Origin of the sequence: Microbacterium sp. GbtcB4, from assembly GCF_019091465.1 — a bacterium.
In the GTDB taxonomy this organism is placed as follows: domain Bacteria; phylum Actinomycetota; class Actinomycetes; order Actinomycetales; family Microbacteriaceae; genus Microbacterium; species Microbacterium paraoxydans.
In genome coordinates, this window is record NZ_JAGXJJ010000002.1 from 232,805 (window position 1) to 253,974 (window position 21,170).

21 protein-coding genes and 1 tRNA gene are annotated in these 21,170 nt (G+C 70.3%); 11 read left to right on the forward strand and 11 right to left on the reverse strand.

Translation table 11 applies throughout. The annotated features are described in order from the left end of the window. Positions 1-24 precede the first annotated feature (24 nt). From KVS71_RS04980 to KVS71_RS05020, 9 genes are all read right to left on the reverse strand, one after another. A complete protein-coding gene (locus tag KVS71_RS04980; protein ID WP_060921433.1) occupies positions 25-666 on the reverse strand; it encodes an NADPH-dependent F420 reductase in 642 nt (213 codons plus the stop codon). 58 nt (positions 667-724) lie between these two features. After that, a complete protein-coding gene (sufU, locus tag KVS71_RS04985; RefSeq protein WP_060921432.1) occupies positions 725-1,159 on the reverse strand; it encodes a Fe-S cluster assembly sulfur transfer protein SufU in 435 nt (144 codons plus the stop codon). Continuing rightward, positions 1,156-2,463 (reverse strand): cysteine desulfurase, encoded by a 1,308-nt coding sequence (locus tag KVS71_RS04990; RefSeq protein ID WP_060921431.1) that lies wholly within the window; start codon positions 2,461-2,463, stop codon positions 1,156-1,158. Before KVS71_RS04990 ends, sufU begins: the two co-directional genes overlap by 4 nt. A 142-nt stretch (positions 2,464-2,605) precedes the next feature. Next, entirely contained in the window at positions 2,606-3,409 is an 804-nt protein-coding gene (locus KVS71_RS04995) for a DUF1206 domain-containing protein (RefSeq protein WP_060921430.1), read from the reverse strand. A 70-nt stretch (positions 3,410-3,479) separates the two neighbouring features. Further along, positions 3,480-4,115, reverse strand: a complete 636-nt coding sequence (locus KVS71_RS05000) for a GyrI-like domain-containing protein (RefSeq protein WP_217584060.1) — start codon at positions 4,113-4,115, stop codon at positions 3,480-3,482. Between the two features lie 86 nt (positions 4,116-4,201). Continuing rightward, a complete protein-coding gene (locus KVS71_RS05005; protein ID WP_060921428.1) occupies positions 4,202-5,065 on the reverse strand; it encodes an AraC family transcriptional regulator in 864 nt (287 codons plus the stop codon). A gap of 84 nt (positions 5,066-5,149) precedes the next feature. Then, positions 5,150-5,284: a methionine/alanine import family NSS transporter small subunit gene (locus tag KVS71_RS05010; protein ID WP_075251602.1), complete on the reverse strand. Its 135-nt coding sequence runs from the start codon at positions 5,282-5,284 to the stop codon at positions 5,150-5,152. Next, the gene (locus KVS71_RS05015) at positions 5,281-6,900 is read right to left on the reverse strand and encodes a sodium-dependent transporter (protein ID WP_082749962.1); all 1,620 of its coding nucleotides are present in this window, start codon (positions 6,898-6,900) and stop codon (positions 5,281-5,283) included. Before KVS71_RS05015 ends, KVS71_RS05010 begins: the two co-directional genes overlap by 4 nt. 50 nt (positions 6,901-6,950) lie before the next feature. Beyond that, positions 6,951-7,742 (reverse strand): SDR family NAD(P)-dependent oxidoreductase, encoded by a 792-nt coding sequence (locus KVS71_RS05020; RefSeq protein WP_105949257.1) that lies wholly within the window; start codon positions 7,740-7,742, stop codon positions 6,951-6,953. A gap of 116 nt (positions 7,743-7,858) precedes the next feature. Here KVS71_RS05020 and KVS71_RS05025 point away from each other — a divergent pair, with 116 nt between their 5' ends. Then, positions 7,859-8,350 (forward strand): MarR family winged helix-turn-helix transcriptional regulator, encoded by a 492-nt coding sequence (locus KVS71_RS05025; protein ID WP_060921425.1) that lies wholly within the window; start codon positions 7,859-7,861, stop codon positions 8,348-8,350. Positions 8,351-8,416: 66 nt separating this feature from the next. Here the strand turns inward: KVS71_RS05025 and KVS71_RS05030 are convergent. Then, a tRNA-Ser gene (locus KVS71_RS05030) sits at positions 8,417-8,505 on the reverse strand. 162 nt (positions 8,506-8,667) lie between these two features. On the opposite strand from KVS71_RS05030, the gene KVS71_RS05035 reads away from it, so the two are divergent. Further along, positions 8,668-9,375: a potassium channel family protein gene (locus KVS71_RS05035; protein ID WP_082749959.1), complete on the forward strand. Its 708-nt coding sequence runs from the start codon at positions 8,668-8,670 to the stop codon at positions 9,373-9,375. A 6-nt stretch (positions 9,376-9,381) separates the two neighbouring features. On the opposite strand, the gene KVS71_RS05040 is transcribed toward KVS71_RS05035, so the two are convergent. Next, on the reverse strand, positions 9,382-10,386 hold the full coding sequence (locus KVS71_RS05040) for a LacI family DNA-binding transcriptional regulator (protein WP_025104562.1): 1,005 nt from the start codon (positions 10,384-10,386) through the stop codon (positions 9,382-9,384). A 148-nt stretch (positions 10,387-10,534) separates the two neighbouring features. On the opposite strand from KVS71_RS05040, the gene KVS71_RS05045 reads away from it, so the two are divergent. From KVS71_RS05045 to KVS71_RS05085, 9 genes are read left to right on the forward strand one after another with little or no spacing between them, the layout of a single operon-like run. After that, a complete protein-coding gene (locus KVS71_RS05045) occupies positions 10,535-12,052 on the forward strand; it encodes a sugar ABC transporter ATP-binding protein (RefSeq protein ID WP_060921424.1) in 1,518 nt (505 codons plus the stop codon). Next, positions 12,049-13,068 carry an ABC transporter permease gene (locus KVS71_RS05050; protein ID WP_368874554.1) on the forward strand — a complete coding sequence of 340 codons (1,020 nt, stop codon included), beginning with the start codon at positions 12,049-12,051 and terminating at the stop codon, positions 13,066-13,068. Before KVS71_RS05045 ends, KVS71_RS05050 begins: the two co-directional genes overlap by 4 nt. After that, a complete protein-coding gene (locus tag KVS71_RS05055; RefSeq protein ID WP_060921422.1) occupies positions 13,065-14,168 on the forward strand; it encodes an ABC transporter permease in 1,104 nt (367 codons plus the stop codon). The genes KVS71_RS05050 and KVS71_RS05055 overlap by 4 nt, the downstream gene beginning before the upstream one ends. Next, a complete protein-coding gene (gene rhaS, locus KVS71_RS05060) occupies positions 14,165-15,196 on the forward strand; it encodes a rhamnose ABC transporter substrate-binding protein (protein ID WP_025104566.1) in 1,032 nt (343 codons plus the stop codon). The genes KVS71_RS05055 and rhaS overlap by 4 nt, the downstream gene beginning before the upstream one ends. A gap of 56 nt (positions 15,197-15,252) precedes the next feature. Beyond that, positions 15,253-15,633, forward strand: a complete 381-nt coding sequence (locus KVS71_RS05065) for an L-rhamnose mutarotase (protein WP_060921421.1) — start codon at positions 15,253-15,255, stop codon at positions 15,631-15,633. Continuing rightward, a complete protein-coding gene (gene rhaI / locus KVS71_RS05070) occupies positions 15,630-16,796 on the forward strand; it encodes an L-rhamnose isomerase (RefSeq protein ID WP_060921420.1) in 1,167 nt (388 codons plus the stop codon). Before KVS71_RS05065 ends, rhaI begins: the two co-directional genes overlap by 4 nt. Positions 16,797-16,800: 4 nt before the next feature. Beyond that, positions 16,801-17,649 (forward strand): alpha/beta family hydrolase, encoded by an 849-nt coding sequence (locus KVS71_RS05075; RefSeq protein ID WP_060921419.1) that lies wholly within the window; start codon positions 16,801-16,803, stop codon positions 17,647-17,649. A gap of 47 nt (positions 17,650-17,696) precedes the next feature. After that, the gene (locus KVS71_RS05080) at positions 17,697-19,727 is read left to right on the forward strand and encodes a bifunctional aldolase/short-chain dehydrogenase (RefSeq protein WP_217584061.1); all 2,031 of its coding nucleotides are present in this window, start codon (positions 17,697-17,699) and stop codon (positions 19,725-19,727) included. Further along, entirely contained in the window at positions 19,724-21,166 is a 1,443-nt protein-coding gene (locus KVS71_RS05085) for a rhamnulokinase family protein (RefSeq protein ID WP_217584062.1), read from the forward strand. The genes KVS71_RS05080 and KVS71_RS05085 overlap by 4 nt, the downstream gene beginning before the upstream one ends. Positions 21,167-21,170: the final 4 nt, after the last annotated feature.

Sequence of the window (21,170 nt, forward strand, 5' to 3'; positions counted from 1 at the left end):
CCCAGACCGGGGCGCGCGCCAGGGTCAGGGCAGACGGTTCGCCCGCGCGACGTTGGCCGTCAGCTCTTCCGCGTTCTGCCGGATGACGTATGCCGGGCGGTCGCGCTCGACCCGCCACGACTCGCTGAGCGGGCCGACGTTGACCGTGTCGAAACCGGCCTCGTCGTAGAAGCGGGTGACGAAGGCCACGGCCTCCGCGTCGTCCCCGGCCGTGGCCAGCGCGCGACGGTTCGGCGTACCGGCCGGGGTCCCGTCGGTGGTGATCTCCGCGGCGTAGATGTGGTTGAACGCCTTGGCGATCTTCGAGTCCGGGAGCTGTGCCTGCACGAGCTCGGACGTGGTGGTCTCGCCCTTGTCGAGGGCCTCGATGTGCCCGTCGCGCTCGAAGTAGTAGTTGTTCGTGTCGAGCACGATCTTCCCGGCGAGCTGCGCGGCGGGAAGCTGATCGATCGCGTGCAGCGGCACCGTCACCACGGCCACGTCCGCCGCGGCGGCCGCCTCCTCCGCCGTCGCCGCCTTCGCGCGCGGCCCGAGCTCTGCGACGAGATCGGCCAGGGTCTCCGGCCCTCTCGAGTTCGCGATCACGACGTCATAGCCGTTGGCCACCGCCACACGGGCGACCTGGCTGCCGATGTTGCCTGCTCCGATGATTCCGAGAGTTGTCATGCTCGGGCCAACGCCTGCCGCCGGATGCTATTCCCGGCGAGGAGGGAGGCGAACGCGGTCAGAGGCGCGTGAGCGCGTCCTCCGCCGCCACCCAGGCGAGCATGGCGCACTTCACGCGCGCCACGTACCGCGAGACTCCCCCGAGCGCCGCGGCATCGCCGAGCAGTTCCTCGTCCGGCTCGATCGTGCCGCGGGAGCGCATCGCCTCCCGGAAGGCAGCGATGCGCACCTCGAGCTCGTCCACGGTGAGGCCCTCGGCGAGCTCGGCGAGCAGGGACGCGGAGGCCTGGGAGATGGCGCACCCGTGTCCCTCCCACGCGATCGCCTCCACGCCGCCGTCGGCGCCTCGATGCACCTGCAGCGTGATCTCGTCGCCGCAGGTCGGGTTGAGCTGATGCGATTGCGCGGGGATCTCCTCGCGGAGGCCGAAGCCGTGCGGCGTGCGCGAGTGGTCGAGGATCAGCTCCTGGTACAGGCTCTGCAGGTCGCTCATGCGCCCCTCCCGAAGAACGCGATCGCCCCGGCGACCGCCTCGATGACAGCGTCCACCTCGGACGCGGTGGTGTACAGATAGGTGCTCGCCCTCGTCGATGAGGTCACGCCGAGCCGACGGTGCAACGGCTGGGCGCAGTGGTGACCGACGCGCACCGCGATGCCCTGGTCGTCGAGGAACTGCCCGACGTCGTGCGAATGGATGCCGGCCACGTCGAAGCTCGCGAGACCGACCCGCGGCAGCTCGATGCCCGCGCCCAGGACGCGCACGCCGTCGATCGCGCCGAGCCCTTCGACGAGACGCTGCCCGAACGCGGCCTCGTGCGCGGCGATGCGATCCATCCCGACCGCGGAGAGGTAGTCGACCGCGGCGGCGAGCGCGATCGCCTGGGACACCCGCTGCGTGCCCGCTTCGAAGCGCTGCGGCGGCGGCAGGTACTCGGCCGCGGTCGTGGTCACCGTCGTGATCATGGAGCCGCCCGTGAGGAACGGTGGCATCGCGGTGAGGACCTCGCGACGACCGTAGAGCGCGCCGATGCCGGTGGGGCCGAGCATCTTGTGGCCGGAGAGGACCGCGAAGTCGACGCCGAGCGCGTGCAGGTCCAGCGGGAGGTGCGGAGCCGACTGGCAGGCGTCGAGCAGGGTGAGGGCGCCGACCTCCCTGGCCAGCGCGACGAGGGTCTCGACCGGATTGATCACGCCCAGCACGTTCGACACGTGGGTGAAGGCCACGAGCTTCGTGCGCTCCGAGATGATCTCCGCGGCCGCATCCAGACGGAGGGCCCCGTCGTCGTCGAGCGGGATGACCCGGAGCGTTGCCCCGGTGCGCGCGGCGAGCTCCTGCCAGGGGATGAGGTTGGCGTGGTGCTCCATCTCGGTAGTGACGATCTCGTCCCCTTCGCGGAGCCGGAGAGGCTCGGCCGCAGCACCACCCCGGCCGAGGGAGGCGTTGGAGAGGGAGTAGGCGACGAGGTTGACCGCTTCGGTGGCGTTCGAGGTCCAGACGATCTCGTCGTCATCGGCGCCGACGAACCGGGCGAGGGTGCTGCGGGCGTCTTCGAAGAGCTCGGTCGCCTCGGCGGCCAGCGTGTGGGCGCCGCGGTGGACGGCCGCGTTCATGGTGGTGGCGAAGCGGCGTTCGGCGTCGAGCACGGACTCCGGACGCTGCGACGTCGCCCCCGAATCGAGGTACGCCAGCGGGTGGCCGTGGACGCGGGTGTGCAGGATCGGGAAGTCCTCGCGGATCCGCTCCACCTCGGTCTCGGTCAGCGGGGCGATCACGTCGACTCCGGGAGAAGCGCTCATCGTTCCAGTCTCCCATCTTCCGGCTGACCGGGGCCCGGCTCCGGACGGGCACAGCTTCGGAGATGGGGCGAGACACGTCGGGCTGCCGGACCGTCGAGCGGCGTGTCGGCAACGATCTCCGAAGTCGTGCCCGGCGGAGGCGCTACGACATGCGGGCGAGGCGGGCGCGAGCGATGCAGAAGGCCCCGTACAGCGCGAAGCCGACGCCGACAGCACCGAGGATGAGCCGGCCGAACGGCAGACTGAGGAGGCTGTGCAGAGCGGCGTCGAGACCCGCGGCGCGTTCCGGGTCCTGCGTCACGGCCGCCACCACGAACAGCACCCCGGTGACCCCCACCGCGATGCCCTTGCCGATGTAGCCCACGATGCCGAGCGCCATCACGCCGGCGCGGGCGGCTCCGGTCGGCACGTCGATGAGCTTGCGGAAGGAGCGCATGATCCCGCCGATGATGAAGCCGATGCCGACGCCGATGACGCTGAGACCGATCACCACGAGCAGCGCCACGCCGCCGGGCGCGGACAGGACCACCTGGCTCAGGGTCTTCGAGGCGTCGGAGGACTCCGCGCGGCCCCCCACGGCGTAGATGAGCGCGAGGCCGGCGATCACGAGGTACGTCCCGGAGATGCCGAAGAGCTTGAGGCGCTTGCCCCACTTCTTCGTCTCCGCGGGGTCGGCGGCGAGGAACCCGCTCGCCACCTGCCACACGGCGAGCGCAAGAAGGCCGACTGCGATCGCGAGGAGCAGCAGTCCGCCGATCGGGTTGTTGCGCACCTGCTCCATCGCGCCGTCCTGGTCGGCGTCCCCCGACCCGCCGGCCGCGATCGTGATGGCGATCGCGCCGATGATGATGTGGATGATGCCGAGGACCACGAATCCTGCGCGGGCGGTCCGCCGGAACGCGGTGGAGTCCTTCGCCACGCGTGCCGCATGCTTGACGGTGCTCATCCTCGAAGAGTATCCGCCGCGGACCGCCGGAATCAGGGGGTTGCTTTCCGGACGCCCGGTGCGAAAGCGCTCAGGTGATCCGTTCCACCGGCTGCCGCAGGATGGTGCGCAGCTTCTCCGGGGCTGCGCGACGACGGTCGCTGAGGTAGATCTCGTGGTGCCGCCCGCGCAGCCGCAATCCGTTCTCCGGGACGAAGCGCTCGTGCAGCTCCTCGAGCACCGGGCCCTCGTCGTCGAACGGCCCGACGTGCAGCGTCTGCACGCACAGACCCTCGTCGAGCACCTCCGGCCGGACGGCGGCCAGCGCCGGGAGCTCTTCCCCCTTCTTCGCGTTCTTCGCCGCGACCGTCTCGACCGCGCGGTCGAACAGGGCAGGAGTGACGTGATCGCCCACCATGATCATGAGCGTCCAGAGCCAGGTCGACTTGTCGCGCCGGGTGGTGAACGACGCCATGTCGGGCGCATGCCACAGGCCTTCCAGGGGCATCACGACCTGATCGATGCCGAGCTCGGCGCGACTGGCGAACTTGAGGGTGTACGCCAGCGGGTAGAGCGCCGCGACCGCATCGAAGAAGGCCGGAGCGGTGTTCGGATCTCCGGCGCCGTCGATCATCAGATAGGTCAGCGGCGGCACCTCGAGGACACGGAAGGCGCCCCGCTTCGCCTGATACGCGTCGAGAGTCTTCTTGGGATCGATCGCCGCCATGGCCCGCCTCTCAGTACGTCGTGCGGTCAGTGTGCCACCGGGCACCGACATCGGGTCGAGCCGCTCGGGCCCGACCCGATGCACAGTCAGCTCTGCTCGACGGGGAGCCAGAGCTCGCAGGAGGCCGTTTCGCCGGTGAACTCGCGATAGCGGACGATCGAGGGCCCGGGTCGCAGCCGCCACGGGTTCGACGGGAACCACTCGGTCGCCGTCGCCGCCCACAGGTTCTGCAGGGTCTCCGGGAACGGGCCGCTCGCGCCGAACACGGCCCAGGCACCCTCCGCCACGCGCAGAGCGTCGAGGTCGTCGGGGACTGCGGTGTCTTCGCGCACGGCCACCCCGTGCAGGTAGGTCAACGGCGTCCCCTCCGGGGCGTCCGGGTCGATGTCGGCGGTCACGGCGAGGATGCCCGCGGGCTCCTCGTTCCCGAGCGCCTTGAGGCGGGCGTGCTCCTCGGGCGGTATCGCGGCGATGTGCGCCTGGATGTGCGGATTGACGCCGACGTGGATCAGCGGGACCTCCGCGGCATGCCCGGCGAGGACGAATGCGGGACGGTGGGTGATGGTGACATCCATCGGGGTGCTCCCTTCGACGCTCAGGCGGAACCGGAGCGTGGGTTGTGTGCGGAGAGGACCCCCGTGCCGACGCGCGTCCGCCGGCCCGATGCCGTGCACGGCGCGGAACGCCCGGGCGAACGCCTCGGTCGAGCCGTAGCCGTGCCGAACGGCGACATCGAGCAGACTCGGCGCGCCGGCCGCGAGCTCCGCGCCGGCGAGCGTCATCCGACGACGCCGCACGTACTCGGTCAACGGCATCCCGGCGAGCGCCGAGAACATCCGGCGCAGGTGGTACTCGGTGGTGCCATGCGCACGGGCGAACGCAGCGACGTCGATCTCCTGGCCGTGGTCCGCCTCGACGAGGTCGACCAGGGCGTTGAGCGTGCCGATCACGGGGGCCCTCCTTTCCCCCTCATCGTCTGGCCGCTGTCCATCCGCGCACCCGACCGTTCCGACCCGATGCGATCGGGTCGGTGCTCAGAGCTCGGTCGGGACTGCGGGCTCCGTGTCCTCCACCTCGGGGTGACGGGCGAGGTTCACCACGGCGGCGATGAGACCGCCCCACACCGTGACCATGGCGATGATCATCATGACGATCGCGGTGGTGGTCATGCGCCCGCTCCCTTCTTCTGCGCCGCCGGGACGGCGATGCTCGTCGTCTCGGGGTCGGCGGCGTACTCCTCCTGGTCCAGGAAGTCGTCGTACCCGACGTCGTCCTTGGCACGGGAGCGCCTGCTCCACGGCACCAGCGACAGCAACACTCCCCCGATGACCAGCGCGATGACCATGCCCCAGCCGAACAGGCCGAGGAACCAGCCGGGGTAGCCGCTGTACGGCTCGGCGATCTTCGTCAGGAGTTCCGTGATCAGCAGGTACCCGAGCACGAGCGGTGCGAGGACACCCACGAGCAGGCGCCAGAGCAGGCCGACGCGGAAGCTCGAACGGCGGTTCAGGTGGTCCTGCAGCTGCGGCAGCTTGTGCAGCACCCAGGCCACGACGATCACTGCGACGAGAGCGACCGCCATGATGCCGAAGGCGTTGACGAAGGCGTCGGTCGTGTCGAGGACCGACAGCGCGGTGGTGGTGGAGAACAGGGCGGCGGAGATGATGGCCAGCGGGATCGAGACGACGAGGGTGGTGCGCACCCGCGCCCAGCCGAGCTTGTCCTGCAGCGCCGCGACGATCACCTCCAAAATCGAGATCATCGAGGTGATCCCGGCGAAGACGAGGGCGCCGAAGAACAGCACGCCGATGATCGAGCCGCCGGTCGCCTGCGACACGATCGTGGGGAACGCGACGAACGCGAGACCGATACCCGAGGTGGCGACACCGGAGACATCCGTGCTCTGCGCCTGAGCCATGAACCCGAGGGCGGCGAACACGCCGATGCCGGCGAGGATCTCGAAGCCGGAGTTGGCGAACGCGACCACGAGACCGGACCCGGTGAGGTCGGTCTTGCGCTTGAGGTAGGACGCGTACGTCACCATGATCCCGAACGCGACGGACAGCGAGAAGAAGATGTGCCCGTAGGCGGAGGCCCACACGGCCGGGTCGGCGAGCGCTTCCCAGTTCGGCGTGAAGAACGCGTTGAGGCCGTCCAAGGCGCCAGGGAGGAAGAGGGCCTGCACGACGAGCACCGCGAACATGAGGGTGAGCAGCGGCATCAGGATCATGTTGGCGCGACCGATGCCGCGCTTGACGCCGAGCGCCATGATGATGATGACGATCAGCCACACCGCGATCAGCGGTAGGCCCACCTGCGGCACGAACTCGCCGGACAGGCCGACCTCCGCGACGTCGGCGGACTGCAGGAAGTCGACGAAGAAGAAGTCGTTCTCGTTGCCCGCGCCCCAGGTCAACTGCGCGGAGAACCAGGTGTACATGCCCGCCCACGCGACGATCACCGCGTAGTACACCGCGATGACGACGCAGATCAGCACCTGCCACCAGCCGAGCGGTTCGGCGGCCCGGTGCAGACGCCGGAACGCGAGGGGCGCGGAGCCCCGGAACCGGTGGCCGATCGCGTAGTCGAGGAACAGCAGCGGGATACCGGCGGTCAGCAGCGCGCACAGGTACGGAATGAGGAACGCACCGCCGCCGCCCTCGTAGGCGACGTAGGGGAAGCGCCAGATGTTCCCGAGACCCACGGCCGAGCCGATCGCCGAGAGGATGAACACGTTCCGCGAGCCGAAGGCCTCGCGCTGCGGCGTCTGGGTGGGTCTAGGCATGCCCGCGAGGATACCGGAAGCCATGGGCCCCGGCGAGTGACGCGCTCGGGTCAGAGCATCGCCGTCAGCACGCCCCCATCCGCCCGCAGCGCGGCGCCGTTCGTCGCGGAGGCCCGGACGCTGGAGAGGTAGACGACGAGGTCCGCGACCTCGGTCGGATCGAGGAAGCGCTCCAGGAGTGTGGTCGTGTTCTGTCCGATGATCGCCTCTTTCATCACGTCCACGGAGACGGACTGGGCTGCTGCGACGGCGGCGACGCTCGCCGCGACGCCCTCCGAGTAGGTCGGGCCACCCAGGACGGTGTTGACCGTCACGCCGGTGCCGCGGGTGAGCTTGGCCAACCCGTTGCCCAGGGCGATCATCGCCGCCTTCGTCACGCCGTAGTGCACCATGTCGGCCGGGACGTTGACGCCGGACTCGCTGCTGACGAAGACGATGCGCCCCCAGCCCCGTTCCCGCATCCCCGGCAGGAGAGAGCGTGAGAGACGCACGCCGCTCATCACGTTCACCTCGAAGTAGCGCGCCCAGTCCTCGTCGGTGATGTCGGCGAAGTCGGCGAGTCCGAAAAGACCGACGTTGTTGACGAGGATGTCGACGTCGCCGAGCTGCTCCGTCAGCCGCGCCACCTGCGACGGGTCGGTGAAGTCCGCGGCGATCCCGGACACGGTCACCTCCGGGTGCGCGAGGGCCAGCACGCGCACCGCCGCGTCGACCCGTCCCTCGTCACGACCGTTGATCACGACATCGACCCCCTCGGCGGCGAGAGTGGACGCGACCGCGTATCCGATCCCCTGGCTCGATCCGCTGATGAACGCCCTCTTGCCGCGCAGCCCCAGTTCCATCCGTCTCCCTCTCACTTCCGCGGACCACCCGCTTCACTTGCCTGAGCAAGTCATCCTAGTCTCCACTTACTTTCCCAAGCAAGCAAAGAGCACGGATCGACCGCTACGGTGGAGGAATGTCGCCATCCTCCCGCGCCCCCTTGAACGCCGACGAGATGGACGTCTGGTCGGCGCTCGCGACGCTCCTCGAACGGCTCCCCGCGGCCCTCGACGCGCAGCTGCAGCACGACAGCGGACTGACCCACTTCGAGCACGGCATCCTGTACGCCCTCGACGCTGCACCGGAGCGCACGCTCCGCCTCAGTGTCCTCGCCGGCTACGCGAACAGCACACTGTCCCGGCTCTCCCGTGCGGTCACCCGCCTGGAGGCGAAAGGCTGGATCCGGCGCGAGGTCGATGCGGAGGACGGGCGCTTCACCCTCGGCATCCTCACCGACGCGGGCCACCGGAAGGTCGAGGAGTCGACCCCCGCGCACCAGGCCCTCATCCGCCGCGTCGTCTTCGACACCCTGACCCCGGCGCAGGCCCGGCAGCTCGGCGCAGCCAGCCGGAAGATCTCAGCCGCGCTCTCCCCCGACCCGACCTGGGCGCCGGGGGCGAAGGCGTGAGGAGGGCCCGCCCGCACGCGAGAACACGAAAGCCCCGGCGAGCGGACTCGTCGGGGCTTCTCTGTGCGGAGACGAGGGGATTTGAACCCCTGGTCCCCGTAAGGGGACTCCACCTTAGCAGGGTGGTGCACTAGGCCGGACTATGCGACGTCTCCAGGCATCCGGCTCGAGAGCACGGATGCACCCCACCATCATAACGGGTCCGACGCGTGGTCACGAACCGCCGGTGTCGGATGCTCCCCGGAGCGGCCCGGTCGCCCTGCGATACTGGCCGCACGTTGCGAGGGTCCGGCCCCGCGGACGCGAGAGGAGTCGCCATGTCCGAGTCATCGGGAGCGCACGTCCGCGCGGGGTTCGCCGCCCCGGCCGACCCGAGGCGCGGCGCCCTGGGCTATGCCGCGGTGCTCGCCCTCCTCATCGTTTCGTACGGGCTGTGTGCGGCCCAGCCCGGCACGGTCCCCAGCCCCTGGGCGTTCCTCGCGATGCTGGTCACGGTCGCGATCGTGTTCCGCGTGACCAGGGCGCACGCCCTCGTGCAGCGGGTGTCGTGGGTCGTGCTCTCGGCCGCGGGCCTGGCCGCCCTTCTCGCGGCGTTCTTCGCCACGGACAGCCCCGCCCTCGCCGTCGCCCTCTCCGCCGCCTCCATGATCGCGCTGCTGGTCGCGCCGTGGGCCATCATCGCGCACCAGGTCACCCGCCGAGGCCTCGACGTCGAGGCGCTCCTGGCCGCGGTGACCGCGTACATCCTCGTCGGCATGTTCTTCGCCTTCGTCTACAACCTGCTGTCGCTGCTACTGCCGACCCCGCTGTTCGGGGATGCGGCGAACGACTCGCTCGGCAATCAGCTCTTCTTCTCGTTCACGGCACTGACCACGACGGGCTACGGGAACCTCGTCCCCGTCGGACCGGGCGTGCAGGCGGTGGCCGTCGCCGAGGGGATCACCGGGCAGCTCTTCCTCATCACCGCCGTCGCCCGCATCATGCGGGGTGCGAGCGCGCAACGCATCACCCCGACGCCGGCCTGATCGCGGTCACTCGCCGGTCGTCGAGCGGCGGGCGACGAGCTCCGGCCGGAACAGCACGTGCTCCGGCGCCGGTGCCACCTCGTCCTGTCCCCGCAGCAGCAGGTCGACGGCGGTCGAGCCGATGAGGGCGGCCGGCTGCCGCACCGAGCTGAGCGGGATCACGGCGGCCGCGGCGAAGTCGATGTCGTCGTAGCCCACGAGTGCGATGTCCTCGGGGACCCGGGCGTCGCCGGTCATCACCAGGCTCTGCAGGAGGCCCAGGGCCAGGAGGTCGTTCGCCGCGAAGACCGCGTCCGGCCGATCCCCCGGGGCACGGTCGAGGATCTGGGCGCCGGCCCGGCGCCCCTCCTCGACGGTGAGCGCGGAGGTCGGGATGAACTCCAGCCCGATCCCCGCCGCGGCTGCCGCGGCCTGCGCGCCGCTCAGGCGGTCGGAGACCTGGCGCAGCGCGACCGGGCCGCCGACGAAGGCGATCCGGCGACGGCCGACCGCCAGCAAGTGCTCGGTCGCGATGCGTCCGCCCTCGACGTCGTCGACGGCGACCGAGGCGAACCGCTCATCCTGCGATTCCCGGTCGACGAGCACCGCGTGCGTCCCGCGCTCGTGCATCCGCACCAACCGCGGCAGGGACTCCGCCACGGGAGTGACGAGCACGCCGGTCACCCGCTGCTCCTCGAAGAGATCGAGATGCATCGCCTCCCGCTCCTGCTTCTCGTCGCTGTTGGCGACGAGGACGGAGAGTCCGTGCTGGTCGGCGCGCTCCTCGGCTCCGCGGATGACCTCGGCGAAGAACGGGTTGCGGATGTCGAGCACGACGAGGCCGATCGTCCGGCTGCGCCCCGCCCGGAGCTGCCGCGCCGCATCGTTGCGCACGAACCCGAGGCGGTCGATGGATGCCTGCACACGCGCGACGGTCTCCGCGGCCACCTTCTCCGGCCGGTTGAGCACGTTCGATACGGTCCCGACGGAGACACCCGCGTCCTCGGCGACCTCCCGCACGCTGACGGCCATCGCGCCCTCCCTCCGGTTCCCGCCGCTGAAACGACTCATCCGCGGGGATCGCCTCAGACTCTCACGTCGTATTGACACGCGTCAACACAGCCCCTAGTCTCATCTGCATCAGGGTTTGAAACGATTCATTCCCTCAATGGAGAGAGAAATGATGTCCTCACCCACGACGGCGCCCGTGCTCGAGCTCGCCGACGTCCAGAAGGCGTTCGGGTCGGTGATCGCCCTGCGCTCCGGCACCATCGCCGTCCACCCCGGCTCCATCCACGCGCTCGTCGGCGAGAACGGGGCCGGCAAGTCCACGCTCGTGAAGATCGTCGCCGGCCTCTATCAGCGCGACGGCGGGGTCTTCCGCCTCCGCGGCGAGGAGGTCGACTTCACCTCGACCGCGCAGTCGAAGGCCGCCGGCGTCGCGGTCATCTACCAGGAGCCGACGCTCTTCCCCGATCTCTCCGTCACCGAGAACATCTTCATGGGGCGCCAGCCGACCGGGCGGTTCGGGCGGATCGACCGCAAGGCCATGCGCCACGAGGTCGAGCGCCTCTTCACCCGCCTCGGCGTCACCATCGACCCTGACCGCCCCGCCGAGGGCCTGTCGATCGCCGATCAGCAGGTCATCGAGATCGCCAAGGCGGTCTCCCTCGACGCCACGCTGCTCATCATGGACGAGCCCACCGCGGCGCTCTCCGGCGTGGAGGTGGAGCGGCTGTTCGCGATCGCCCGGAGCCTGCGCGATGAGGGACGCGGCCTCATCTTCATCTCACACCGGTTCGACGAGGTGTTCGCGCTCTGCGACACCGTGACGGTCATGCGGGACGGCGCGTACATCGCGACCTCCGCCATCGCCGACACCACGGTCGACGAACTCGTGCACCAGATGGTCGGCCGCGAGGTGTCCGAGCTGTTCCCGAAGCAGGAGGCGACGATCGGCGAGCCGCTGCTCGAGGTCGAGGGGCTCACGAGCCCCGGCCTCTTCCACGACATCTCGTTCTCCGTCCGTGCGGGCGAGATCGTCGGGCTCGCCGGCCTCGTCGGCGCCGGGCGCAGCGAGGTCGCCCGCGCGGTCTTCGGCGTGGACGGGTACCGCGAGGGCAGCGTGCGCATGAAGGGCCGCCGCATCCGCGCCCGCCGTCCGGTGGACGCGATGCGCGCCGGTCTCGCCCTCGTCCCCGAGGACCGCCGGAAGCAGGGCCTCGTCATCGAAGCCGGCGTCGGCGGGAACATCACCCTCGCGATCCGCCGGCGTCTCGCCCGCCTCGGCCTGCTCACCACCGCGATGGAGAACCGCGCCGCTCGGGAGTGGGCCTCGCGGCTCGAGGTGAAGACGCACGCCCTGGACACCGTCGCCGCGACGCTCTCCGGCGGCAACCAGCAGAAGGTCGTCCTCGCGAAGTGGCTCGCCACGCAGCCGCAGGTGCTGCTCATCGACGAGCCCACCCGCGGCATCGATGTCGGCACCAAGTCCGAGGTGCACCGCCTGCTGTCCCAGCTCGCCGGCCAGGGCATGGGCATCCTCATGATCTCGTCCGAGCTGCCCGAGGTACTCGGCATGGCCGACCGGGTGCTCGTGATGCGCGAGGGTCGCATCACGGCCGAGATCCCCCGCTCGGAGGCCACCTCCGAGAACGTCATGTTCGCCGCGACGCACGCATCGGAGCTCAGCTCGTGACCACCGCCATCCCCGTCTCCGCGCTCACCAAGCGCATCTCCGGTCTCGGCAGGGCCCGAGAGTTCGGCATCCTCCTCGCCCTCGTGCTCGTGGTCACCGCCGCGACCCTCAACAACCCGAAGTTCCTGTTCAGCGCCGACGGCTGGCGCGACCTGCTGCTGACGCCGTCGATCCTCGTGCTCGTCGCGGTGGGACAGGCCATCGTCCTCATCACGCGCAACGTCGACCTGTCCGTGGGTTCCGTGATGGGTCTGACCGCGTACCTGACCGGTCGGCTCTTCATCGACATCCCCGGCATCCCGATCGTCCTGGTCGTGGTCGCCGCCGTGGTGCTCGGCGCCCTCCTCGGCCTCGTCAACGGCGCGCTCGTCGCGTACGCCAAGGTGCCGGCGATGGTGATCACCCTCGGCACCCTCTACGCCTACCGCGGCATCAACGTGCTGTGGACCGGCAGCGACCGCGTGAACGCCTCCGACATGCCGCGCGACTTCCTCGCCCTCGGCACAGGGCAGCTCCTCGGCATCCCGATCCTCGCGATCGTCGCGGTCCTCGTACTCGCCGTCGCCGCCTGGTACATGAAGAACACCCGCGGCGGCCGGGAGTTCTACGCGATCGGCTCCGACCCCGCGGCGGCCGAGCTCTACGGCCTGCGCGTCACCCGCCGCGTGCTCACCGCGTTCGTCCTGTCGGGAGCTCTCGCCGGACTCGCCGGCGTCTTCTACGCGGCCCGGTACGGCACCATCAACTCCCAGGCGGGAGCGGGATGGGAGCTGGACGCGGTGGGCGCGGCCGTCATCGGCGGCGTCGCGATCACCGGCGGCATCGGCTCGGTGTGGGGCGCCGCGATCGGCGCCGTGCTGCTGCTGACCATCAACCGCGTACTGCCGATCCTCGGCATCCCCGACTTCTGGCAGCGTGCCGTCGTCGGCCTGCTCATCATCGGCGCCATCGTGCTCGACCGCGTGCTCGCGGTGCGGCAGAGACGGCGGCTCATCGAGGCGAGGGACGAATCATGACCACCGCGACCGCCACCGCGACCACCCGCGTCATCCGCGACTACGACAAGCCCCTGTGGCGCCGGCTCCTGCTCACGCGCGAAGCCGCGATCGTCGGCCTGCTCCTGCTCGTCGCGGTCGTCTCGGCCTCCAGCATCCGCGGGTTCGGACAGCCCATCACGCTGACCTACCTGCTGCTCGACATCGCGCCGATCCTCCTGATCGCCCTGCCGATGACCCTCATCATGATCACCGGCGAGATCGACCTCTCGGTGGGCAGCATGGTCGGGCTGTCCAGCGTCGTCACCGGCGCGCTGGTGCAGGCCGGGCTCCCGTTCGAGCTCGCCGCGCTCGCCGCCCTCGTCGTGGGCGTGGTCGGCGGAGCGTTCAACGGCTTCCTCGTGACCGTCGTCGGACTACCCTCGCTCGCCGTCACGATCGGCACGCTCGCCCTCTTCCGCGGCCTCGCCGTCGGGCTGCTGGGCACGGCCGCCGTCACCGACTTCCCGGAGTTCTGGACGGCTCTCGCCAAGGCGAAGATCGCGGGCACCCCGATCCCCGTCATCACGATCCCGTTCCTCCTGCTCGTCGCGGTCTTCGCGATCCTGCTGCACTTCACGCCGTTCGGCCGCGGGGTGTACGCGATCGGTCTGTCGAAGGACGCGGCGCACTTCTCCGGTGTGCACGTCGAGCGCACGAAGCTCATCCTGTTCGTGCTGTCCGGAGCGGTCGCCGCGTTCGCCGGCATCTTCTATACGCTCCGCTACGGCAGCGCCCGCGGCGACAACGCCACCGGCCTCGAGCTCCAGGTCATCGCGGCCGTCGTGCTCGGCGGGGTGTCGGTGTTCGGCGGTCGCGGCAAGATCTACGGCGTCATCGCCGCCGCCTTCCTCATCGGGGCGCTCGCGAGTGCACTCCGCCTGGTGAACGTCACCTCCGACGTCATCAACATCATCACCGGCACGCTCCTCGTGATCTCGGTGGTGGCCGCAAGCTTCCTGGCCTGGCTGCAGAAGGCACGCCGCCGACCGGGCAGACCCCCCGCCGGTGCCGCCACAGCGACGAAGGCACCGATGGACGCCGCGCCCGCGGCATCTCCCGACGAAAGGAACGAACAATGACGTTTGCACGCAAGCGTGTCACCGCCTTCGCCGCCCTCGCGGTGGCGGCGGCGGTCGCACTGACCGGCTGCGCCGGCTCCACCGACGGCGGAGGAGACGGCGGCGGCGACGGGGCGGACGCCTCGATCACCTTCTTGCCCAAGAACCTCGGCAACCCGTACTTCGACACGTCCAGCGAGGGCGGCAAGAAAGCCGTCGAGGAGTTCGGCGGCACGTTCTCCGAGGTCGGCCCTGCCGAGGCCACGCCCGACGCCCAGGTCAGCTACATCAACACGGCCACGCAGCAGGGTGTCGGCGCCCTCGTCGTCTCGGCCAACGACCCGCAGGCCATCTGCGACGCGCTGAACGAGGCCAGGGACGCCGGCGTCAAGGTCGTCACCTTCGACTCCGACACCAACACCGACTGCCGCGACCTGTTCATCAACCAGGCCGACTCCGAGGGCATCGCGAAGGTGCAGATCGACCTCATCGCCGAGCAGATCGGCGGCGCCGGGGAGATCGCCATCCTCTCCGCGTCGGCCAACGCCACGAACCAGAACGCCTGGATCGAGCTGATGGAGGAGTACGTCGCCAGCGAGTACCCCGACATCACGATCGTCGAGACGGTCTACGGCGACGACGACGACCAGACGTCGTTCGACAAGACGGCCGCGCTGCTGCAGACCCATCCGGACCTCAAGGGCATCGTCTCGCCCACCACGGTCGGCATCGCCGCCGCGGCGCGCTACCTGTCGACGTCCGACTTCAAGGGCCAGGTCGCGCTGACCGGACTCGGCACCCCCAACCAGATGCGCGAGTACGTGGAGGACGGCACCGTCACCGCCTTCGCGCTATGGAACCCGGCCGACCTCGGCTACCTGGCCGCTTACGCCGCCCAGGCCCTGATCGCCGGCGACATCACCGGCGAAGAGGGCGACACCTTCGAGGCCGGCGACCTCGGCGAGTACACCGTCGGCGCCGACGGCGTCGTCCTGCTGGGCGACCCGTTCGTGTTCGACGCCGACAACATCGGCGACTTCGACTTCTGAGTCGCCCTCCGGCCGGCGCTCCCTGCGGGCGCCGGCCGGACCCCGGGAGGAATCGCATGACCCGCGTCGCCTTCCAGCTCCAGGTGAAGCCCGAGCTGCTGCCCGAGTACCTCGCCCGTCACACACCGGTGCGCCCGGAGATGCTCCGCGAGATCGCGGCCGCCGGACGACGCGACTACAGCCTCTTCCTCGGAAGCGGTGGCGTGCTCTTCGGCTACTACGAGACCGATGACGACGCGGCCGCGCAGGCGTACCTCGCCGCCTCCCCCGTCGCCGCACGCTGGGAGGCCGAGATGGCCCCCTTCTTCCTCGACCTCGACGGCCGTCCCGATCAGGCCGCAACCCCTCTCACCGAGGTGTTCCACCTCGAAGACCAGCTCGCCGCCGCCGGCGAGAGCGCCACACCCGCCACCGACAACGAAGGCCGTGCATCGTGAGCATCCTCACCCCCGACATCCTCGCCGCGCTCGAGAAGCAGAGCATCGAGCTGCCCAGCTGGGCGTTCGGCAACTCCGGGACCCGGTTCAAGGTGTTCAGCACTCCCGGCACGCCCCGCGACCCGTACGAGAAGATCGCCGACGCCGCGCAGGTCCACGCCCACACGGGGCTCGCCCCGACCGTGGCGCTGCACATCCCGTGGGATCTGGTCGACTCGTTCGACGATCTGCGCCGTCATGCCGAGGACCACGGCGTCGCCCTCGGCACCGTGAACTCCAACACCTTCCAAGACGACGACTACAAGTTCGGCGCCCTCACCCACGAGGATGCGGCCGTGCGCCGCAAGGCCATCGACCACCACCTGGCCTGCATCGACGTCATGGACGCCACCGGCAGCCGCGACCTGAAGATCTGGCTGGCCGAGGGGTCGAACTACCCGGGTCAGGCCGACCTGCGTGGACGCCAGGATCGCCTGCACGACTCGTTGCAGCAGATCTACGCGCGTCTCGGCGACCACCAGCGCCTCGTGCTCGAGTACAAGTTCTTCGAGCCGGCGTTCTACCACACCGACGTCCCGGACTGGGGGACGTCCTACGTGCAGGTGACCGCCCTCGGCGACAAGGCGATGGTCTGCCTCGACACCGGTCACCATGCGCCGGGCACCAACATCGAGTTCATCGTGATGCAGCTGCTGCGCCTCGGCAAGCTCGGCTCGTTCGACTTCAACTCCCGCTTCTATGCGGACGACGACCTCATCGTGGGTGCCGCCGACCCGTTCCAGCTGTTCCGGATCCTGTTCGAGGTGATCCGGGGCGGCGGGCTGAACAACCCCGACGTGGCCTTCATGCTGGACCAGTGCCACAACATCGAGGACAAGATCCCCGGGCAGATCCGCTCCGTCCTGAATGTGCAGGAGATGACCGCGCGCGCCCTGCTCGTCGACCGCGAAGCGCTGGCGACCGCCCAGCGCAGCGGCGACGTGCTCGCGGCGAACGCCGTCTTCATGGACGCCTTCTCCACCGACGTCCGCCCGGCCCTGGCCGCGTGGCGAGAGGAGCGCGGGCTGCCTGTGGACCCGATGGCGGCGTACGCGGCCTCCGGGTACGGGCAGCGGATCGCGGAGGAGCGCGTGGGTGGCGTGCAGGCGGGCTGGGGAGCCTGAGCGTATGAGCGCGCACGACATCCACGATCACGTCTTCGACGGGCCGCACGGGCCGCTGCGCGTGCGCGTCTACTCCCCGGAGTCGCCGAGCGGCCACGGCTTGGTGTGGGCTCACGGCGGCGGATTCGCGGGCGGGGACATCGACATGCCGGAGGCCGACGCCGTCGCACGGGCGTTCGCAGATCGCGGAATCGCGGTCATGAGCGTGGACTACGCCCTCGCCCCGATGACAGCCGAGTGGAGCGCACGCCTCGGCGCGGAGAGGCGCGGCGGCGTGCACTACCCCGTCGCGCACGAGGAGATGGTCTCCGCGTTCCGCTGGGCCGCCATGTCGGACGTCGCGTCGCGAGGTTGGGCGATCGGCGGAGCCAGCGCAGGCGGCAATCTCGCCACCGGCGCGGCGCTCCGCCTCGCGCACGAGGGCGGCGCCGTGCCCGCACTCGCCGTCCTCGCGTACCCGACCCTGCAAGCGGTGCAGGCCGCTCCCGACCCGGAGCTGCGTGCCCTGCTCGACGGAGATCCCTCCGCGGACGTGTTCACCCCCGATTTCGTGCGCGGCATGTACGAGAACTACCTCGGGAGCGACCCCGACACGGCGGACGTCTATGCCGTCCCCGGCACCGCAGAGCCCGCAGCACTCTCCTCCTTCCCGCCCACCATCATGGTCAACGACGAGACCGACGAGCTCCGAGTATCCGGCGAGGCGTTCGCCCGCTCCCTCGCCGCTGCCGGCGTCGAGGTCGAAGTCGTCGTCGAGCCGGGCACCACCCACGGCCACCTCAATCGCCCCGAGGAATCCGCTTTCGCCGCGACGATCGATCGGTTCGCGGCTCGGATCCTGCAACTCCCCTGACTCTCCGGCGTCGACCGGGCATCTTCACTCACGAACCGAGGACTCACATGACGAACCCCACCGCCGCCGAACTGATCGCGCGGAGCAACCGCCTGGGCGCCGACCCGAAGAACACGAACTACGCGGGCGGCAACACCTCCGCCAAGGGCACCGAGATCGACCCGGTGACGGGGCAGCCGGTCGAGCTCCTCTGGGTGAAGGGCTCCGGCGGTGATCTCGGCACCCTGACCGAGGCCGGCCTCGCGGTCCTCCGCCTCGACCGTATGCGCGCGCTCGTCGACGTCTATCCGGGGGTCGAGCGGGAGGACGAGATGGTCGCCGCGTTCGACTACTGCCTGCACGGCAAGGGCGGCGCCGCCCCCTCGATCGACACCGCGATGCACGGCCTGGTCGACGCCCCGCACGTGGATCACCTCCACCCCGACTCGGGCATCGCGATCGCCACCGCGGCCGACGGCGAGGAGCTCACGACGACGATCTTCGGCGATCGGGTCGTCTGGGTGCCGTGGCGCCGCCCCGGCTTCCAGCTCGGACTGGACATCGCGCAGATCAAGGCGGAGAACCCGCAGGCCATCGGCACGATCCTCGGCGGCCACGGCATCACGGCGTGGGGCGACACCTCGGAGGAGGCGGAGGCGAACTCCCGGTGGATGATCGACACCGCCGCCGCCCACATCGCGGAGCACGGCTCCCCCACACCGTTCGGCGGCACGCGATCGGGCTTCGAGGCCATGCCGGAGCGCCGCGCACGGGCGGCCGCCCTCGCCGGCACCATCCGCGGGCTCGCGTCGACGGACAAGCCGATGGTCGGCCACTTCACGGACAGCGACGTGGTCCTCGACTTCCTGGCCTCCGAGAAGGCTCCGGCCCTCGCCGCTCTCGGCACGAGCTGCCCCGACCACTTCCTGCGCACCAAGGTCAAGCCGCTCCTCCTCGACCTGCCCACCACCGCGACCCTGGAGGAGCAGACGGAACGCCTGCGGGAGCTCCACGCCGCCTACCGCGCCGACTACCAGGCCTACTACGACGCCTACGCGACCGCCGAATCCCCCGCGATCCGAGGTGCGGATCCACTCATCGTCCTCGTGCCCGGCGTCGGGATGTTCTCGTACGGAGCGAACAAGCAGACCGCACGGGTCGCCGGAGAGTTCTACGTCAACGCGATCAACGTCATGCGCGGTGCCGAGGCCTTGTCGGCCTACACCCCCATCTCCGACGCGGAGAAGTTCCGCATCGAGTACTGGGCGCTGGAGGAGGCGAAGCTGCAGCGGATGCCGAAGCCGAAATCCCACCAGGGCCGCATCGCCCTCGTCACCGGTGCCGCGAGCGGGATCGGCAAGGCCATCGCGACGCGCCTCGCCGCGGAGGGCGCCTGCGTCGTCATCGCCGACCTCGACCTGGACAAGGCCAGAGCCGCGGCCGCCGAGCTCGGGAACGAGGACGTCGCCATCGGCGTGGCCGCCGATGTCGCCGACGCCGACGCGGTGCAGGCGGCGATCGACGAGGCGGTGCTCGCGTTCGGCGGCCTCGACCTCGTCGTGAACAACGCGGGTCTCTCGCTGTCGAAGCCGCTGTTGGAGACGACCGAGAAGGACTGGGATCTCCAGCACGACGTGATGGCGAAGGGCTCGTTCCTCGTCTCGAAGGCGGCAGCCCGGGTGCTCATCGATCAGGGACTCGGCGGCGACATCATCTACATCTCCTCCAAGAACTCCGTCTTCGCCGGTCCGAACAACATCGCGTACTCGGCGACGAAGGCCGACCAGGCGCACCAGGTGCGACTGCTCGCGGTGGAACTCGGCGAGCACGGCATCCGGGTCAACGGGATCAACCCCGACGGCGTGGTCCGCGGTTCCGGCATCTTCGCCTCCGGGTGGGGAGCGAACCGGGCGGCCACCTACGGCGTCAAGGAAGAAGACCTGGGCCAGTTCTACGCCAACCGCACCATCCTCAAGCGCGAGGTCGTCCCCGAGAACGTCGCGGACGCCGTCTTCGTGTTGACCGGTCCCGAGCTGAGCCGGACCACCGGTCTGCACATCCCCGTCGATTCCGGCGTCGCCGCGGCGTTCCTGCGATGACCGACGACCGCTCGCCCGCGACCGCACGACACGTCCGTGCGGTCGCGGCGGTGGATCTCGGCGCCACGAGCGGCCGCGTGATGATCGGCCGGGTGGGGCCGGGCGTCCTGGAGCTCGAGCCGGTCTCCCGCTTCCCGAACGGCCCAGTCACCCGCGCCGACGGTCTGCACTGGGACTTCGACGCGCTCGTCGCCCATGTGCTCGACGGCCTGGCCGAAGCGGTCAGCCGGGAACCGGGGATCGAGTCGATCGGGATCGACTCGTGGGCCGTCGACTACGGCCTCCTCCGCGCCGGAGAGCTGCTCGCGGAGCCGTTCCACTACCGTGACGATCGCACCGCTCGAGGAGTGGCCGAGGTGCACGCCCTCGTCCCGTTCGACGACCTCCACGCGCGCAACGGCCTGCAGTTCCTCCCGTTCAACACGCTCTACCAGCTCCGGGCGGACGAACTCAGGCACGACGCCGACACCGCGCTCCTCATCCCGGACCTCCTCGCCTTCCTCCTCACCGGCGCCCGCGTCGCCGAACGGACCAACGCCTCGACGACGGGGCTGCTGGATGTGGAGTCCGGCACCTGGGACCGGGCGCTCGCGACCCGCCTCGGCATCGACGCCTCCCTCCTGCCGGACCTCGTCGACCCCGGCATGGTCATCGGTCGGCTGCGCCCCGAGGTCGCGGAGCGCATCGGCGCGGATCTGCCGGTGATCGCCGTGGGTTCGCACGACACCGCCTCGGCGGTGGTCGCCGTCCCGATGACCTCGCCCCGTGCCGCGTACATCTCCTGCGGCACCTGGGGGCTGGTCGGGGTCGAGCGGGTCGAGCCGATCCTCACGGGGGCGGCAAGGGACGCCAACTTCACCAACGAACGCGGCGTGGACGACCGCTTCCGCGTCCTCCACAACGTGACCGGACTCTGGCTCCTCAGCGAGACCGTGCGAGCCTGGGAAGACGAGGACGGAGCGCCCATCGACCTGTCGGGGCTGCTCGCCGAAGCTGCTGCCGCGGCGCCGCCGTCGGGGGTGTTCGATGCGAACGACCCCGCGCTCTCGGCCCCCGGCGATATGCCTGCGCGTATCAGCGATCTCCTGCGTTCCCGCGGCACCACCGTCCCCGCCTCGCGTCCCGCGTTCGTCCGGCTCGTCGTGGAGAGCATCGCCACCGCGTTCGCCGACGCCGTCCGGACGGCGGGCGGTCTCGCCGGGCACCCCGTCGACGTCATCCACCTCGTCGGGGGCGGGTCCCTCAACCGGCTCCTGTGCCAGGCGACGGCGGACCGCACCGGGGTTCCCGTCCTGGCCGGCCCCGTCGAGGCGACGGCCCTCGGCAACGTCCTCATGCAGGCGCGGGCGCTCGGCGCGGCGCCTGCCGAGCTCTCGGAGCTTCGCGCCCTCGTGGCGACGACGCACCCGCCGACGGTCTACCGCCCGCGGAGCGCCTGAGCGC